This window comes from Acidimicrobiales bacterium (assembly GCA_034521975.1).
In the GTDB taxonomy this organism is placed as follows: domain Bacteria; phylum Actinomycetota; class Acidimicrobiia; order Acidimicrobiales; family SKKL01; genus SKKL01.
On record JAXHLR010000005.1, the window covers coordinates 421,397 to 435,243 of the forward strand.

General features: G+C 72.6%; 9 protein-coding genes. 4 read left to right on the forward strand and 5 right to left on the reverse strand.

The window, feature by feature from the left end:
• The first annotated feature begins 47 nt into the window (after positions 1-47).
• Entirely contained in the window at positions 48-2,018 is a 1,971-nt protein-coding gene (locus tag U5K29_08870) for a hypothetical protein (protein ID MDZ7678652.1), read from the forward strand.
• A 28-nt stretch (positions 2,019-2,046) separates the two neighbouring features.
• Here U5K29_08870 and U5K29_08875 read toward each other — a convergent pair whose 3' ends face one another.
• Entirely contained in the window at positions 2,047-3,003 is a 957-nt protein-coding gene (locus U5K29_08875; GenBank protein ID MDZ7678653.1) for a glycosyltransferase family 2 protein, read from the reverse strand.
• 99 nt (positions 3,004-3,102) lie between these two features.
• Here U5K29_08875 and U5K29_08880 point away from each other — a divergent pair, with 99 nt between their 5' ends.
• Positions 3,103-4,395, forward strand: coding sequence for a polysaccharide pyruvyl transferase family protein (locus U5K29_08880; GenBank protein MDZ7678654.1), 1,293 nt, complete (start codon positions 3,103-3,105; stop codon positions 4,393-4,395).
• Positions 4,392-5,747 (forward strand): Coenzyme F420 hydrogenase/dehydrogenase, beta subunit C-terminal domain, encoded by a 1,356-nt coding sequence (locus U5K29_08885; protein ID MDZ7678655.1) that lies wholly within the window; start codon positions 4,392-4,394, stop codon positions 5,745-5,747. Before U5K29_08880 ends, U5K29_08885 begins: the two co-directional genes overlap by 4 nt.
• Here the strand turns inward: U5K29_08885 and U5K29_08890 are convergent.
• Positions 5,695-6,696 (reverse strand): lysylphosphatidylglycerol synthase transmembrane domain-containing protein, encoded by a 1,002-nt coding sequence (locus U5K29_08890; protein ID MDZ7678656.1) that lies wholly within the window; start codon positions 6,694-6,696, stop codon positions 5,695-5,697. The two genes, U5K29_08885 and U5K29_08890, sit on opposite strands and share 53 nt — an antisense overlap.
• 77 nt (positions 6,697-6,773) lie before the next feature.
• On the opposite strand from U5K29_08890, the gene U5K29_08895 reads away from it, so the two are divergent.
• Entirely contained in the window at positions 6,774-8,879 is a 2,106-nt protein-coding gene (locus tag U5K29_08895; GenBank protein MDZ7678657.1) for a hypothetical protein, read from the forward strand.
• A gap of 63 nt (positions 8,880-8,942) precedes the next feature.
• Here U5K29_08895 and U5K29_08900 read toward each other — a convergent pair whose 3' ends face one another.
• The 3 genes from U5K29_08900 to U5K29_08910 are packed head-to-tail and all read right to left on the reverse strand — an operon-like array spanning position 8,943 to position 13,839.
• Positions 8,943-11,417, reverse strand: a complete 2,475-nt coding sequence (locus U5K29_08900) for a glycosyltransferase family 4 protein (protein MDZ7678658.1) — start codon at positions 11,415-11,417, stop codon at positions 8,943-8,945.
• Entirely contained in the window at positions 11,414-12,616 is a 1,203-nt protein-coding gene (locus tag U5K29_08905; protein MDZ7678659.1) for a glycosyltransferase family 4 protein, read from the reverse strand. The genes U5K29_08900 and U5K29_08905 overlap by 4 nt, the downstream gene beginning before the upstream one ends.
• Positions 12,613-13,839: a class I SAM-dependent methyltransferase gene (locus tag U5K29_08910; protein MDZ7678660.1), complete on the reverse strand. Its 1,227-nt coding sequence runs from the start codon at positions 13,837-13,839 to the stop codon at positions 12,613-12,615. The genes U5K29_08905 and U5K29_08910 overlap by 4 nt, the downstream gene beginning before the upstream one ends.
• Positions 13,840-13,847 lie beyond the last annotated feature (8 nt).

Here is a 13,847-nt window from a genome sequence, read left to right on the forward strand (position 1 = left end):
ATCGTAGAGCCTCCGCAGCGAACCGCTCGCTGCACCCGCGCCTCCTCGTGACCTCGACCGAGCCCTCCAGCCCCGACCGATCGGGTCCGACGAGCGCAGCACCGCAACCCTCGTCGCCCCGTGGCGGCACCGCCGAGCGGGCCAGGAGCTGGTGGCACGACCGGGGACGGTGGCTCGCCCTCGAGAGTGCCGGGCTGTTCGCCTTCTGCAGCGCCATCGCCATCTACCTGTACCGGGCCTGGCAGGCCAGCCTGCGGCTGCCGTTCTACCTCACCAACGACGCCCGCCTGGTGCAGGTCTATGTCCGCAACACCCTCGAGCACGGCTGGTGGCACCGCAACCCCGACCTGGGCGCCCCCTTCGGCGGCACCTACCTCGATCTGCCCCACGGCGGCGAGCAGCTCCAGTTCCTGGCGCTCAAGGTGCTGGGCACGATCCTCGGCAACGACGTGGGCCTCACCATCAACGTCTACTACCTGGTGGGGTTCGGGCTCACGGCGGTGGTTGCGCACCTGGTGTTGCGCCACCTCGGGTTCTCGTGGCCGGTGGCCGCCCTGGTGGCGGTCGCCTTCACCTTCCTTCCCTTCCACTTCGCCCACCACCAACAGCACCTGTGGCGCTCGGTCTATCCCAACGTGGCGCTGATGGCGCTGCTCATCGTGTGGTGCGCCAGCGCCCGCCGCTCGTTCCTGCGCGACCCCGACGCCAGAACCCCCCGCGGTCACCCCCGCCTGCGGAACAACCTGCGGACAGGGATGGTGGCCGCCGCCGGCATCCTCGTCGTGGTCGTCGGGTCCTGGGAGACGATGATGGTCGCCTTCGGCGCCTCGGTGCTGGCGTCGCTCGGCATCGTCGTCGCCCTCCGCCAACGCGACTGGGTACCCCTGGCCGCCGCCGGCGCGGTGGTCGCGGCCACGATCGCGGTCTTCGCCGTCCAGACCGCTCCCTCGTTCCTGCACTGGGCATCGGAGGGCACCAACGACGACGGCGTCCGTCGACTGGTCACCGAGAGCGAGTACTACGGGTTGAAGCTCAGCCGGGTGCTGCTGCCCGAGTTCAACCACCGTTCGGACACCCTCGGGGAGTACGGGCGCCTCACGATCGACCGCAGCCCCGTCCCGAGCGAGAACGGCCAGTCACTCGGGCTGCTCGGCGCCGCCGGGTTCGTCGCTGCCGGTGTGATCGCCCTCGGCTGGGGGCTGGTCCGTCGCCCCCGACCCCCCGACGACCGGCGTCAACTGCTCGGCGTGTCGGCCACCAGCGCGATGATCGCCGTGCTGTTCGGCACCCTCGGCGGCCTGTCGGTCGTCCTCGCCATCGCCGGCTTCTCCCAGATCCGGGTGTGGAACCGCATCGTGGTGCTCATCGCCTTCTTCTCGCTGGTGATCGTGGCCGTCGGACTCGAACGGGCCGTCGCCTGGCTGCGGACCCGCCCCCGTCCCGGTGGCCGCGTCGTCGCGTGGGCGCTGCTCGGGTCCCTGCTGGTGCTCAACCTGTGGGACACCGCCCGGGTCACCCGCCCCGACTACGAGGCGATCACCGCCGAGACCGAACAGCTCCGCGGCTTCGTCCGCGAGATCGAGTCCCAGCTCCCCGACGATGCCGCGCTCTTCCAGTACCCGGTGATCCCGTTCCCCGAGCACCCACCCGTGCACGGCATGGTCGACTACGACCACCTCGCCGGCTACCTCCAGTCCGAGTCGCTGCGCTGGAGCTACGGCGCGGTGAAGGGACGCCCCGAGGCCGACTGGCAGCAGACGGTGGGTGCCATGGCCGTGCCCGACGCCCTTCCGGTCATCGCCGGCATGGGCTTCGACGGCATCTGGGTCGACCGGGCCGGCTTCGCCGACGACGGCGACGCCCTGGTGGCAGAACTGATGGAGCTGGTCGGTGACCCGCAGATGAGCGGGCGCTACGTGTTCTTCGACCTGCGCGACTGGGTGGCCACCAGCGGCTACGACCGCGACGAGCTGGTGGCCGCCGCCCGAGACGCGCTCGAGGTCGAGCCGCCCTCCTGAGCCGCGTTCGTGAGGTGCCCGGCGCCGGTCAGGCCGCGGGGTCGTCGGGTGCCAACTCGTGGGGCCTGGCCACCTCGACGGGAGAGTCGAGGTGGGTGCGGCGCCGGAGGTGCACGATCAGCTCGGCCAGCAGCCCGAAGAACACCATCTGCACCGCGATCACCACGAACAGCACGCCGGTGAGCAGTGCCGGCCGGCCACCGATCGCTTCGCCCTGGATCCGCAGCACCAGCATCCACCCGAGCAGCGCGGCGCCGGCTGCGCCGACCAGCACCCCCAGCCCGCCGAAGAGGTGGAACGGGCGGGCGGTGTAGGTGGTGAGGAACTTGACGGTGACCAGGTCGAGGAACCCCCGCCAGAACCGGGCCCGACCGAACTTCGAGCGCCCGTGTCGGCGGGCGTGGTGCTCGACGTCGACCTCGCCGACCACGAACCCGTTCCAGTGGGCGAGCACCGGGATGTAGCGGTGCAGCTCGCCGTAGATCTCCAGCGACACCGCGACGTCGCGGGTCATGGCCTTGAACCCGCTGTTGAAGTCACGTCCGGGGACGCCGCTGACCTTGGAGGTGGCCCAGTTGTAGACCTTGGACGTGTTGCGCTTGACGAACCGGTCGTTGCGCCGGGCCCGGCGCCCCGTGACCAGGTCGAGGCCGCCGTCGAGGGCGTCGAGCAGACGGGGGATCTCGTCGGGATCGTCCTGACCGTCGGCATCCATCAACACGACCACGTCGCCGTCGAGACGGGAGAACCCGGCGCTGAGGGCGGCGGACTTGCCCGAGTTCCGCCGCAGTCGCACGGCACGGATTCCGGGATCGTCGAAGTCCGCCACCGCGGTCGCGGTGTCGTCGGTGCTGCCGTCGTCGACCACCACGATCTCCCACGTGCGGTCGATCCGGTCGAGCACCTCACGGATGCGGGGGATCAGCTCGCGGAGGTTGTCGCGCTCGTTGTAGGCGGGCAGCAGGACAGAGACCTCGACACTCACGGCGACCTCTCGGGGCGGGGGACCACAGGAGGGTAGAACCCCTGGCCCGAGCGCGCACGCACCGGAGGGGTCGCCACCGAGGGGTAGGATGACCCACCCATGACCTTGCGGATCGCCACGCTCGGCGCGGCCTACTCGGCGAACAAGGGCGCGGCGTCGATGGTGCAGGCCCTGGTCGACCAGCTGCCGGCGCGCCTCGACGACGTCGAGATCGACGTGCTGTCCACCTACCCCGGACCCGACGCCGACGCGCTGGCCCGGGCGAAGAGCCCGGCCCGTGCAGTGTCGCTGCGGGCACCCGAGCTGGCCACGATCGTCGTTCCCCTGGCCCTGGTCGCCGCCGTGCTGCGCCTCGCCCGGCTCCCCTGGGGGTGGGTGTGCCGACCACCGGCGTTGGCATCGCTGCGGCGGGCCGACCTCGTGGTCGACGTGTCGGGCATCTCCTACTCCGACTCGCGCCATGTCACCTTCGGTGTCTACGGCTTCCTGCTCAACCTGGTGCCGTGGCTGTTGGGCCGGCCCCAGGTGAAGGCCTCCCAGGCCATGGGTCCGTTCCGCACACCGCTCAACCGGGTGCTCGCCCGGTTGGCCCTGCCCCGCATCGACTCGATCGTGTCCCGTGGCGACCAGACCGCCGCCCACCTCGACCGGTTCGGCATCGCCCACACCCCCGCCGACGACCTCGCCTTCCTCATGGCGGTCCCCGAGTCCGCCACCGCCCGCGCCGCCGAGCTGCTGCCCGACGGCGACCACCCGTGGATCGGCGTGGCCCCCAGCGCCGTGGTCGACGGGTTCTGCGTCGCCAACGACATCGACTACGTCGGCGAGCTGGCCGCCTTCGTCGACCGGCTCGTCGACGTCGGCGATCACCGCGTCGCCCTGTTCGCCCACTCCACCAGCACCGCTCCACTGCCCACCCGCCTCGACGACCGCCCCGTCTGCCAGGCCGTGCTCGACCGCGTGTCCGACCCCGACCGGGTCACCTTCGTCGACCTCGACCTGTTGCCAACCGAGCTGCGGGCCGTCATCGCCCGCTGCGACCTGCTCGTCACCTCCCGGTTCCACGCCATGGTCTCGGCCCTGGCCGTCGCCACCCCGGTGGTGGTCGTCGGCTGGAGCCACAAGTACGGCGAGGTGCTCGACCGCTTCGGCCAGCACGACGTCGTCATCGACTACGCCGACCTCACCGCCGCCGGCATCGCCGAACGCGTCGAGCGGGTGCGCGACGAACACGGTGAGCGGGCCGACGCGATCGCCGCCGGCCTGCCTGCGGTGGTCGCCTCGGCCACCCGCAACCTCGACGAGATCGAAGCGGTGCTGGCCACCACCTCCCGCCCCCGCCGACCGCCACCGACCAGCCCCGACGCCCCCGTCCAGGAGCGCACCCCTTGACCACCATCCGTCACGACCTCAGCGGCGTCATCGCCTCGTCGATGTGCATCGGCTGCGGCGCCTGCGAGCTGGCCGACCCCACCGTCAAGGTCACCCTGCACCCCACCAAGCAGATCTTCGAACCCGAATCGGTGGGCGGGCCGGAGGCGGCGGCGGTGTGCCCCGCGGTCGCGGTCGACTACGCGGGCCTGCAGGAGAAGCTGTTCCCCGGCGCCGAGCAGACCGAGTTCGGGGTGGTCGAGGCCGTGATGCTGGCCCAGAGCACCGACCTCGAACGCAACCGCCGGGCCTCGTCGGGCGGTCTCATCAAGGAGCTGCTGCTCGAGCTGTTGGACCGCGACGACATCGACGGGGTCATCGCCCTCGGCCACGTCGCCGGGCTCGACTTCCAACCCCGCCTCGTCACCGACCCCGACGGTGTCGACGAGCTGCCCGGCTCGATCTACCACAACCTGTCCCAGCCCGAGACCCTTCGCCTGCTCGAGGCCAACGAGGGCCGCTACGTGGTGGTGGCCATCCCGTGCCAGCTCGAGGGCATCTACCAGTACGTCTTCACCCACGCCCCCCACCTGCGCGACCGCATCGCGTTCACCGTCGGCCTGCTGTGCGGCTGGCAGTACAGCCACCACGCCCTGCGGGCCATCAGCCACTTCAAGAAGATCCCCTTCGACGAGATCACCGACATCGCCTACCGGGGCGAAGGTCCCATCGGCAAGCTCCGCATCCGCACCGGCGACGAGGAGCACGCCATCGGCCGCCGGGTCGACTTCGGCTACCAGGTGGCCTTCGACCGCTCGTTCAACCTGCCCCGCTGCCACGTGTGCATCAACCACAGCAACTTCCTCGCCGACATCGTCGTCGGCGACGCCTGGCTCCCGGCGACGGTCACCTCCAAGACCGGCATCAGCCTCCTCACCTGCCGCAACGCCGAGGCCGAGGCCACCGTCCGCCGACTCGCCGCCGACGAGCGGATCGTCATCGCCGACGTCACCACCGCCGAGGTCGAGGAGTCCCAGAAGCGGCCCGTCGTCTACGGCGACGTCGCCTACGCCTACGCCGACCACCTCCGCGAGCTCGGCGTGCACACCCCCGACCTCCAGGGCCCCAACCGCCCCGCCGCCCAGCTCGCCCCCCGGCGTCAGGTCGCCAAGTTCCACCGCGAGCTGGTGCGCAAGCTCGCGCTGCAGCGCGCCGGCCGCTACCGGTACCTGTACGTCCGCAAGGCCACCGTCGAGCTGCACCGCCACCTCATGCGCTACATCCGCTGGTTCGCCGTTCGGGTGCTGCGCATCAAGAGCCTCACCGGTCGTCGCCGCGAGGTGCCGAAGGAGCTGATGAAGGGCTTTCGCTGACCTCCGCGTCGCGGTCCGCTCGCAGGTCCGCCCGGGCCGCGGTTCGTGGCCGCAGCGGTCCGGCTGCCACCGCCGCCCCACCAGCATCGACCACCATGAACAGCAGTCGCGAGACCACCGCGACGGTGGCCGCCACCGGCGGGGCCAGCGACCCGGCCGCGGCCACGAACGCGGCCTCCCGAACACCGATCCCGCCCGGCACCGGGATGGCCACGAACCCCACGATCCACGAGAAGATGCCCGCCGCCACCACCGGCACCAGCGGCGCGTCGGGGTCGAAGGCCAGTGCCACCAGCCAGGTGGCCAGCCCGATCGCCGCCCACCCCGGCAGGTGGCGGGCGATGAGACGGATCGAGACCGTCCACGCGGGGATGCGGGGGTGGGCGCCGTCGCCCAGCACCCGCTCGGCGATCCGCAGCAGGCGGCCGAGCACGCTGGGGTGCAGCGCCGCGGCGCCCACCGGGACCGCCGCCAGCAGCCACCAGGTGCCACCTTCGCCCGCCGACGCGTTCACCGGCAACAGGACCACCACCGCCACCGCCGCGGCCAGGTAGGTCACCGCCATCGACAGGGCGACGCTGTTGTAGGCGACCGGTCGGGCCAGACCGCTGCGGGTGGCCATCTCGCCGCGTCCCAGCAGTGGCCACAGGCCCCCCGGCAGGTACTTGCCCAGCTGGCCGAGGTAGTACCAGCCGATGACGGTCCGGATGGGGGCGTCGTCGCCGAGGGCCCGGATGCAGGACCTCCACGAGGTGGCGAACCAGGTCATGCCCGCGGCGGCGGCGAGGGTGGCGGGGACCAGCCAGCCCCACGCCGCGCCCCGCAGCGCCTCTCGGGCCTCGGGCCACTGGCCGGCGATGCGGGTGGCGACGAACACCGCCCCGCCGAGCGCGACGAGCGCGCCGATGACCGTCGAGATCCGGGCCGCATGCTTCGAGTTGGTGGTCATGGACAGGCTCCGCGCACGGTCGCGGACACTAGCCTCGGCCCATCACGACCGAGCCCGCGCCCACCGACCAGCCTGCGATGCCCAACGCCACCGATGATGGCCAGACCCCGGTGTCGGGGCTGCGACGGGCCGTGGCCACGGTGGTCCTCGCCATCGCCGGCACCGCGTCCAGCGGGCTGGTGCTGGCCGTCATCGGGTGGTTCCGCCCACTGCCGGCCACCGTGGCCGCGGTGGTGGCGAGCACCGCGCTGATCCTCGCCGTTCGGACCCCCACCGAGACCTCCGTCGGCCGAGGCCGGAGCCGAGACCGGTCCGGCACCAGTGCCCGACTGGCGGCGGCCGCCGCGCTGGTGGTCATCGGCCTGGTGACGGTGAGCAACGTGGCATCCCACGGCGAGCACCTGCTCGCCGACCGCGACCCGGGGGTCTATGTCACGACCGGCCGCTGGCTGGCCGACGAGGGTCAGCTGCTCGTCACCACCCCCGACGACCCGTTCTCCCGCCACGAGACCGCGGAGCGCACCGACCTCGGCTTCCACCCCGTCGACGACCGTGCCGGCTCGGCCCGGGCCCCACAGTTCAGCCACCTGCTGCCGGTGCTGCTCGCATGGGGCCACTGGATCGGCGGGACCACCGGACTGCTGATCGTCCCCGCGCTGCTGGGCGCGGTGGCCCTGGCCGCGGTGTGGAGCTTCGCCACCCGGATGCTGCGCCCCTGGACCGCGACTGCCGCGATCGCTGCCCTGGCGGTGAGCCCGGTCCAGGTGTTCTTCAGCCGCGACGCCTACTCCGAGCCCCTCACCCAGATCCTGCTCTTCGCCGGTCTCGGTCTGCTGCTCGACGCGATGTCCCCGGCGTCGCCGCGGCCAACGTTGTCGCGGCCAAGGTTGTCGCGCCCGAGCCGGGCCCTCGCCACCGGCGCGGTGGCCGGACTGCTCCTGGGTGCCACCTTCCAGGCCCGCATCGACGGCGTGGGTCTGCTGGTGCTGATCCCGATGTGGCTCGCGCTGGCGCTGCGGACCGCGCCCGGCTCCGACCGTCGGGAGATGGTGAGGACCGCCGCCGCGGTCGCCGCCGGAGCCGCGGTCTCGATCTCGCTCGGGCTCGTCGACCTCGCCCTGCGCAGCCCCTCCTACCTCGAGCGCCTGACCCCCGAACTGCTGGCGCTGCTCGGCACGCTGGTCGTGGTGGCGATGCTCGCCGTCGCCGGTGTCGTGCTGGCCGACCGGGCACCGCCGTGGTGGGTCCGCGCCCGCGACCGCTGGAACGCCCCGCTGGGCGCGACCGCCGCGGTGCTGGTGGGCCTGGGGGCGGTGCTCGGGTGGTTGGTGCGGCCCGCCATCAGCACCGTGCGGGGGGACGACTCGGACTTCATCGCCGCCATCCAGGCCCGGGAGGGCTCGGTCGTCGACCCCACCCTGCGCTACGCCGAGCACTCCATCGAGTGGCTGAGCTGGTACCTGGGCCCGGTCGCCGTCGCCCTCGGGTTCGTCGGCATCGCCCTCGTGCTGTGGCGGGCGGGGCGCCGGTTCGAGCCGTCGGCGGTGACCCTGCTGGTGGCGGCGGGGTTCGGGGTGACCGTGCTCTACCTGTGGCGCCCGTCGATCAGCCCCGATCACCTCTGGGCCATGCGCCGCTACCTGGTCGTCACCCTGCCCCTGCTGGTGCTGCTGGCTGGGTGGGTCATCGACGCCGCCACCAGGCTCGCCCCGGTGCCGGCACGGGCGACGGTCGCGACGGCCGTCGCCTCCGTCGTGTTGGTGCTGCCGCCTGCCCTGGCCACCTGGCCGATCCGCGACGCCAGGCCCCACCCCGGCCTCGCCGACGCCGTCTCCTCGATCTGTGCGGAGGTCGGCGACGATGCCGCCATCGGCGTCATCCCCGAAGACAACCTCGGTCTCACCGCACCCCTCGCGTTGCGGGCCTGGTGCGGTGTCCCCACCAGCGTCGTCCCGGTCGGCATCGGACCCGACGGCTGGCAGAGGCTGGCCGAGCAGTGGTCGGCCGAGGGCCGCGACCTCTACGCCGTGGCTCGCAGCCCCCAGGCGCTCGGTCTGGTGGGGGTGGCCCCCACGGTCGAGGCCGAGGCATCGGGGCCCGAGGTGGAACAGACCCTCACCCGCCGCCCCGACGAGACCGTCGAGCGGACCACCACCCTGACCGCCGGTCCCGTCGGCCCCTGACCGCTGGTTGTTGTCGGCGCAAGGTGGGACGCCGCGGCTCGGGCGGGCCCCGGGTCCGGCACCTCAGGTCGGTGAGCGACCCTCGACCCCCACCAGGGGAGCGACCGCGTCGGCGAAGCTCCGCCCCAGCGCGCTCCAGCTGTAGCGCTGCTCGATCAGGGCGCGCCCGGCTCGGGCCCGATGCTCCAACCCGTCGGTGTCGGCCATCATCCGATCGAGCGCGGAGGGCCAGTCGCCCGGTTCGGCCAGCACGAGATGTTCACCGTCGACGACCTCGAGCCCCCGCGCCCCGAACGGTGTCGACAGCACCGGTGCCCCGGCGGCCAGATACTCGAGGATCTTCAGGTTGGTGCCCGACCCGATCCGCATGGGGTTGAAGGCCACGTCGGCCGCCCGCAGCAGCGCCGCCTTCACCGGCGCGGTGACCACCCCCATCGAGACCACGTTGGGCGGCAGGCGGCGACCGTAGAGGGCGAGGGTGTGGCTGCCGCACAGCAGCACGACCAGATGCGGCCGCTCGGCGGCGACGTCGCACAGCAGATCGACCGCGTCGAGGTTGGGCGGATGGTGGCTGCCGATGAACACCCCCATGGTGTCGGTGTGGGGACGGTTCGCATCGGCGAAGGCGGCGAAGCGGTCGAGCCAGGCCCGGTTGACCCGCCGGCGGGCAGCAGGCGCGGTGAACGGGGTCTGGTCGGGGTCGACGCCGTTGCCGACCACCAGCACCTTGCGCTCGGTCCCGTCCGGGTACCGCTCAGCGAGCTCGGTGGCGTCCTGCGGGGAGCAGGCCACCACCAGCGTGGCCGCCCGCATCGCCGCCGCCTCGACGTCTTCCACCGCCGCCAGCAGCTCTCGCCCTTTGGCGGTGGGCGGGAACACCGAGCGCTTCAAGCCGGCCTCGACGTTGTAGGCGTCGTAGACGATCGGCAGGTCGATGCCGGCGGCCCGGACCGAGGGAAGCTGGTAGGGCTCGGCCAGCACCAGGGCATCGGCGCCCGCTGCAGCGCGTGCCAGCGCCTCGGGGTAGGCGGGGGTCCACTCGATCAGCTCGCCGATCATCACGTCGCCGGTGGGGACGCCGAGATCCTGGGACGAGGTGTTCTCCCGGCGCTGGTGCTCCCACGAGCGGGGCACAACGGTCTCGACGAAGCCCGGCGCCAGCTCCCGCGAGCCCGAGCGGGCGTCGGCGGGGGCCAGACACACGACCTCGACGTCGGCGAACTCGTTGAGCGCCTGGTAGAGGTTCCTCGCCCGGATCTGGCCGCCCCCCAGCGCCGGCTCGAGGGCGAAGGTGGTGGCGACGACCACCTTGGGGCGGGTCCCGCCCGGCGCCGCCGTGGTCGACGGCGCAACCGGTGGGGCGGTTGCCGGCGGCGCGGGCTCCTCGAGGCCGTCGAGCAGGCGTCGGGCGACCCGGTCCCACGACACCAGGCGTCCCCGACGCCGGCCACGAGCACCGAGGTCGGTGGTGCGCTCGGGATCGGCGACCGCCTCCTCGATGGCCGCGGCCAGCGCATCGACCGTCGGCGGCACCACCCACCCGGTGGCGCCGTCGGCCACCAGCTCGGTGGGCCCACCCGAGTCGGTGCAGGTGATCACCGGTGCGCCCGCCGCCATCGCCTCGAGGGTGATGAGGCCCAGGTCCTCGTCGAGCGGTACGAACGGCACCGCGATGGCACGGCCGTAGAGCTCGGCCAGCTCGTCGTCGGAGACGAAGCCGGCGAAGCGGATCCGCTCGTCGCCCTCGGCCATGTCGCGCAACGCCGTCTCCTGGGGTCCGGTGCCGGCGATCACCAGCGGGACCTCGACGTCGGTCCGGCGGAAGGCGGCGATCAACAGGTCGAGGCGTTTCGGGCCGTCGAGGCGGCTGGCGGTGACGAGGTGGACCGGGTCGTGACGCTCGACGGTGGGCAGGTCCGAAGGCAGGTGCGCGACCAGCGGCATCACCCCGTGGGGCAGATACCCCGGACGGGCAGCCACCGTGCTCGACAACGTGAGGTGGCGTTCGATCGAGTCGGGCACCAGCGCCACCAGATCGAGGTGGTGGACCAGCGTGCGGGCCAGGGGTCCGGGAAGCGAGAAGCAGGGATGATCGGCACCGAGCTGGGCGACGGCGTCGTCGTAGGCTCCGAACAGCTCGTCGAGGCGGTCGCGGTCCGGTTCGCCCTCGGCAAGCTCGACCAGGCGGCGGACGGCCCGCTCGCCGGTGTCGACGGTGTAGGGCAGGCGGAAGGTCCGGTAGGTGTCGTACAGGCCGCGCAGGGGGTGGAACATGAGCAGCCGGTGATGCTCGTGGGGGGTGATCCACGCCGGGTACTTGCACGAGATGACGGCGTCGGAGCCCGACAGGTCGAGCCGGGAGAAGCGCCGGTAGCCGTCGATCACCTCGTGGAGGGTCGACTCGGGCACGGGGAGGCGCACCAGCTCGGCCTCGTGCCCGGCGTGCTCGGCCAGGTGGTGGACCAGCCCCTCGGTGGCGCGCTCGGCCCCGCCCCAGTTGGGCGGCACGGGTTGCGGAGCGACGACGGTGATCTTCACGCCGCCACCTTCGCGATCGCGTCCCGCACCTCGTCGAGGGCACGGTCCCAGTTGTAGGCCAGCGCGGCGGAGCGGCCCGCCGCACCCATCTCCGCCGCTGAGTCGGGGTCCGAGCAGAGCTGGTCGACCGCGGCGGCGATGGCCTCCCCGGTGGGGGCTACCACCAGACCATCGACACCGTCGCGCACCAGCTCGGTGAGGCCGCCGCCGTCCTCGCACACGATCACCGGTCGGCCCGCCAGCATCGACTCGATGGCGGTGAGGCCGTAGTCCTCGTCGAGCGCGGGGGCCACGGTGCAGGTCGAGGCGGCCATCAGCGAGCGCAGCCGGTCGTCGTCGACCCGACCCCAGACGGTGAGTCGACGCACCGCTGCCGGATCGGGGCCCCCGGCCCCCGAGGGGATCCCCGGGTTGCACCACAGATCGGCTGGGCTGAAGGCGCCGGGATCGGGGGCGGCGGCGAGGCGACGGTCGAGCTCGTCGACCCAGCCGAGCCGGCCGCCACCGCCGACGAGGTGCGCGTCGACGGTCGACCCCGACCGTCCGAGCAGGTGCGCGGCCTGCACGAACAGCTCGGTGCGCTTGGGGAACTCCTGGCGGCTGATGCAGAGCGCCGCCGGCTGGTCGGGGATCGGTGCCGGTTCGCCGGGGGCCTCGACGCCGGCGTGGAAGATGCCGATCGCGTCACGGTCCTGGAACCGGCGGATGCGCCCGGCGACGACCTCGGACCCGGCGAGGAAGCCGGTGACCCCGGCGAGGTGGGGGCGGTCCATGGCCCGCACCGCGGCGACCATGTGCCGGTGCACCAAGGGGTCGGCGAACCCCGCCTCGACGTAGATGTCGGCCAGGTCGTAGCAGACCCGCTGGTGGTGGAAGAACACCGAGAGGTGACGGTCGTGGCCCACGGCGAACGACGGCGGCTGGGTGGAGATCACCAGGTCGTACCGGGAGGCGTCGAGCTGCTCGAACCCTTCGAGCATGGCGGCGTAGGAGCAGAACTCGGCGTTGCGCTCCCACTGCCGCAGGTCGACCTCGAGGCCCCGGAGGGGGACGGGCCGGGCGGGCCGGGTCACCCCGACGCGCTCGACCCGGTGCCCGTCGAGCTCCAAGCCGGCGACGACCCGGTCGACCACCCGCTCGAACCCGCCGTGGACACCGAAGTCGGGCTTGGCCAGGGCGATGTGCAACCCGGCGGTCACCGGTCGGACCCACCGGCTCGGCGGGCGACGATCGCGTAGTCGAGTGGACCGAACAACGCCCAGTTGAGGTGACCGAGCGACTCGTCGACCTCCCCGGCTTCGGCGTCGTCGGACGAAGCCCCGTCGGGCCAGTGGGGGAGCGGCCGGTGCTCGGACGGATGCACGTAGCGGACCTCGACCTCGGAGAACCCCCGGTTGGCCACGAGGAACTCCAGGAACTGGGGGTGCAACGGCTTCAGGTGGGTGGGATCGAGGTAGAACGACGCGGCGCCGACCGACACGTTGGTGGGGTTCGGGGTCTCGAGCAGCAGCACCCCACCCGGTCGCAGGACCCGCAGCGCGGCGTCGATGAGGTCGATCAGGGTGTCGAGATCGAGGTGCTCGGCCACGTGGAAGGCGGTGACCGCCCCGAGCGATGCATCGGGCAGGTCGTGGAGGTGGGCCAGCGCGTCGCCCCGGCGGACGTCGAGACCCCGGGCGCTGCAGTCGGCCACGAACGCCTCGTTGATCTCGATGCCGTAGGCCTCGATCCCGCGTGAGGCCAGCACGTCGAGCCACTCGCCCCGGCCGCTGCCGATGTCGAGCAGCGGGGCCGACTCACAGGCGGTCGCCACATCGTCCAGGTAGGCCGACACCAGGTCGCGGATCTGCTCCGCCGAGCCACGAAAGGTGGCTTCGAGGTCGCGGTACAGCCGGTCGTGGCTGGCGTCGAGCTCGCGGCTGAGTTGGTTGCCGCGGGCTCCTCCACCCCCGCCACCGTCGTCGTCGGAGCCGGCGTCGCGGGCGATCCTGGCCAGGCGGTCGATCTGGCCGCGCAGCACCGCGACCTCTTCGCGCAGCTCGTCGATCGCGGCCGCCTGTTCGGAGATGGTCACATCGGAGGTGGCGAGGGCCGCCTGGAGCCGGGCGGCGGATCGCTCGCGTTCCAGCAGCAGCTCTTCGACGGCCTGGAACATGCCCAGGTTGAACTGCACCTGGTGGCTGCTCACCGGCCGGCTCACCGCCAGCAGCAACCGCTTCAGCGACCGCAACCGGGCCTCGGGAGGAAGCTGGGTGCCCATCATCAGGAACGGGCGGGCGGCGTCGAGGCCCTGCTGGGCCACCCCGAGCGACCCCATCGGGGGGTGGGCGGCCGCCGAGCCGACCTCGGCGCCCGATCGGCGCGCGACCTCGTCGATCAGTTCGATGTCGTTGCGGAGGTCGGGGTCCTCGGCCGAGCTCATGGGCGCCA

What these genes read in the sequence shown, in the direction of transcription:
- U5K29_08895 (MDZ7678657.1), top strand. Translation starts at nt 6,774, where the DNA reads ATGCCCAACGCCACCGATGATGGCCAGACCCCGGTGTCGGGGCTGCGA.
- U5K29_08880 (MDZ7678654.1), top strand. Translation starts at nt 3,103, where the DNA reads ATGACCTTGCGGATCGCCACGCTCGGCGCGGCCTACTCGGCGAACAAG.
- U5K29_08910 (MDZ7678660.1), bottom strand. Translation starts at nt 13,839, where the DNA reads ATGAGCTCGGCCGAGGACCCCGACCTCCGCAACGACATCGAACTGATC.
- U5K29_08890 (MDZ7678656.1), bottom strand. Translation starts at nt 6,696, where the DNA reads ATGACCACCAACTCGAAGCATGCGGCCCGGATCTCGACGGTCATCGGC.